Source organism: Lamprobacter sp., assembly GCF_034860625.1.
Lineage (GTDB): Bacteria > Pseudomonadota > Gammaproteobacteria > Chromatiales > Chromatiaceae > Lamprobacter.
This window is the reverse complement of record NZ_JAYESN010000316.1, coordinates 1-2,906: the sequence shown is the minus strand read 5'-3', so window position 1 is coordinate 2,906 and position 2,906 is coordinate 1. Positions and strand designations below refer to the sequence as shown.

The 2,906-nt window shown below is 63.1% G+C and carries 3 protein-coding genes; 2 read left to right on the top strand and 1 reads right to left on the bottom strand.

Annotated elements, in window-relative coordinates; all coding sequences use genetic code 11:
• A partial coding sequence (locus VBE63_RS26800; RefSeq protein WP_323686052.1) for a glycoside hydrolase 100 family protein occupies positions 1-313 on the top strand: 313 nt, incomplete at its 5' end.
• A gap of 88 nt (positions 314-401) precedes the next feature.
• Here VBE63_RS26800 and VBE63_RS26795 read toward each other — a convergent pair.
• Entirely contained in the window at positions 402-647 is a 246-nt protein-coding gene (locus tag VBE63_RS26795; RefSeq protein WP_323686051.1) for a TrkA C-terminal domain-containing protein, read from the bottom strand.
• Between the two features lie 502 nt (positions 648-1,149).
• Here VBE63_RS26795 and VBE63_RS26790 point away from each other — a divergent pair.
• The gene (locus tag VBE63_RS26790) at positions 1,150-2,595 is read left to right on the top strand and encodes a TrkH family potassium uptake protein (protein ID WP_323686050.1); all 1,446 of its coding nucleotides are present in this window, start codon (positions 1,150-1,152) and stop codon (positions 2,593-2,595) included.
• Positions 2,596-2,906: the final 311 nt, after the last annotated feature.

The window sequence follows — 2,906 nt, the reverse complement described above, 5'->3', positions numbered from 1 at the left end:
CACCGATCACGGTGACGGCGAGGCGCTAGTCGCCGATTTCGGCGAGCACGCCATCGCCCGCGTCGCTCCGGTCGATTCCGGCTTCTGGTGGCTGCTAACGTTGCAGGCCTATGTGCATGTCACCGAGGACCGCGCCTTCCTGCATCAGGCATCGGTGCAGAAGGCGATCCGCCTGGTGCTCGATCTGAGCATGACCAGCCGCTTCGACATGTTCGGTGGTGCCGCGCGAGAAACCGACCGCGCTGAACGCAGAGGTGACCTCGAAGGCGGCGTCAAGGAAATCACCGTCATGGCGGCGATCAGCGTCGCGTAGAGCAAGGCGAGGATCGCGGGTGGCAGGACCTGGAGCCGCCCGCCCTGTCTGATCCACTTCAGGAGCATGCCCCGAACCAGAGCGCAGATCAGAGGCTGTCACCGAGGCGCTGCATGTTCTCGCGGCGCCCCAGCAGCAACAGCTTGTCGTCGGTTTGTAGTTCTGCGCTGCCACTCTCGCAGGAGAGGAAGTCCGAGCCGCGCATCAGGCCAAGCGCGCGCACGTCAAAATCATCGCTCAGTCTCAACTCATCGATCCGTTTTCCCGCGAGGCCTTCGGGCACGCGGAAATCCATCACATGGAAGCCGGTGCCAAGGCTCACATAATCGCGCACCAACGGATTGTCAGCATCTGCGCGATGTGGCGGCCGATCTCCTGCTCGGGCTGGATCACGCGATCCGCGCCTATCTTGCTCAGGATGCGGTGATGGGTGCCTGTGTTCAGGGATCTGTGCCTAAATCGCAGGGGGAAGGCTTGCGCGTATGATAATGACTCACGGCTGCCGCGATTGCGGCGGCGACCACCATCGCGTTTATCATCGCCGCGGCGAGTTCGCCCGCGAACTCACAAGACGACTCGCCGTTGCCCCTGGGCAACTTACCGTTCGACCACAACGCGCAGGCAAGCGGTTCTTTCTGCGTGCCCAGGCGCGTTCGAGGCCTGGGGCTGTCTGGGATACATAAAGAGCCTTCTATTCTTGCAGGACCGCTTGCGAGTGCCCGAGGTCGAGAAGCTGTTCCAGGTCGGCGTGACCTTTTTCTAGCGGCGCGGCTAGAGTCCTTCCTATACGCGAGCCACGTTGCCGTAGATTCACGACACTAGGAGACGTTCCCCGCATGCACTGGCGAGCCATCGTGCGCTTGTTCGGTATTTTGTTGCTGCTCTACAGCATCAGCTTCATACCATCGATTCTGGTCTCCATCTGGTACGCTGACGAACAGTGGCAGGCCTTTGCGCTATCGCTGGCATTGACCGCGAGCGCGGGGCTGATCCTCTGGCTGCCAAACCTGCGCGAGCGCGAACAGCTCTCGGTGCGCGATGGCTTCCTGATCGTCACCCTGTTCTGGGCGGTGCTCGGCATGCTCGGCGCGCTGCCGTTCATCCTCGGCCTGGAGTGGGGCGTCACCGATGCGGTATTCGAATCCATCTCCGGGTTCACGACCACCGGGGCGACGGTGATCGAAGGCATCGACAGCTTGCCGCCGTCGATCCTCTACCATCGCCAGCAGATCCAATGGCTCGGCGGCATGGGCGTGATCGTGCTCGCGGTCGCCATCCTGCCGCTACTCGGTGTCGGCGGCATGCAGCTCTATCGGGCCGAGACCTCCGGCGTCGCCAAGCACGAGAAGCCGACCCCGCGCATCGCCGAGACCGCGCGTGTGCTCTGGACCCTCTACTTCGCGCTCACCGCAGCCTGCGCACTGAGCTACTGGCTGGCCGGCATGAGCCCCTTTGATGCCATCGGCCATGCCTTCACCACGGTGGCGACCGGCGGCTTCTCGACCCATGACGCGAGCCTCGGCTACTTCGACAGTGTGGCGATCGAGCTGATCGCGATCGTCTTCATGGTCGCTGGCGGGATCAACTTCGCGGTCCACTTCCTAGCTTGGCACAAACGCGATCTCGGTGCCTATCTGCGCGACACCGAGGTCTTGGCCTACCTGCTGATCTTCCTTGGCGGTGCACTGCTGATTAGTCTCAGCCTGTTCATGACCACGGCCTATGCGACGCTCGCCGAGGCATGGCGCTATGGCACTTTCCAGGTCGCCTCGATCCTCACCAGCACCGGCTTCGGCACCGCCACCTTCGGTCTTTGGCCGCTGCATATCCCGCTGCTCTTGGTGGTGCTGTCCTTCACCGGCGGTTGCGGCGGCTCCACCGCTGGCGGCATCAAGGTGTTGCGCGTGCTGATCCTGGCCAAGCTGGGCATTCGTCAGCTCAAACAGCTGGCCCATCCGCATGCGCTGATCAACGTCAAGGTCGGCAAGCGCCCGATCATGGAGGACGTGCTGTTCTCGATCTGGGGCTTCTATGTACTCTATGTGGCGGTCTGCCTGGCGCTGACCATTGCCATGATGGCCGCTGGACTCGACCTGGAATCGGCCTTTGGTGCCGTGGTGGCGACCGTCAACCTGCTCGGCCCTGGCCTGGGTGAGGTCGCCGCCAACTTCGCCAGTGTCGATGATGTGGTCAAATGGCTCGGCGTCTTCGGTATGCTTGCCGGGCGGCTGGAGATCTTTACCCTGTTGATCCTGTTTCTTCCCGCTTATTGGCGCCATTGACGTGGTGGCGCTTGTTCGCACCGGACGCCGTTTCGCTGGATGGTGTGTCGCGTAAACCGCCATGCAGAAGGGGCAGTAGGAAGGCGGCGGCTTTGCCCTGGCCATCCAGCTCGGCGTCTCCGGAGTGGTCGCGGTGCTTTGCGTTGGGCTCCTGTTCGGCCAACACCGGCGCCGCAGCGCCTATCCGGCACCTGGTATCCGCTGCTGCGGTGGGGCCGCACGCGCGCCCCTGGCGCTAGCGTTATCCCTGCCGGTCGAGCTGCCGTATGGGTGGACGATCCAGCCCATCGCCTATGGCATGGTGTTATGAA

Coding starts and splice junctions, on each gene's coding strand:
- VBE63_RS26790 (WP_323686050.1), top strand. CDS start 1,150: ATGCACTGGCGAGCCATCGTGCGCTTGTTCGGTATTTTGTTGCTGCTC.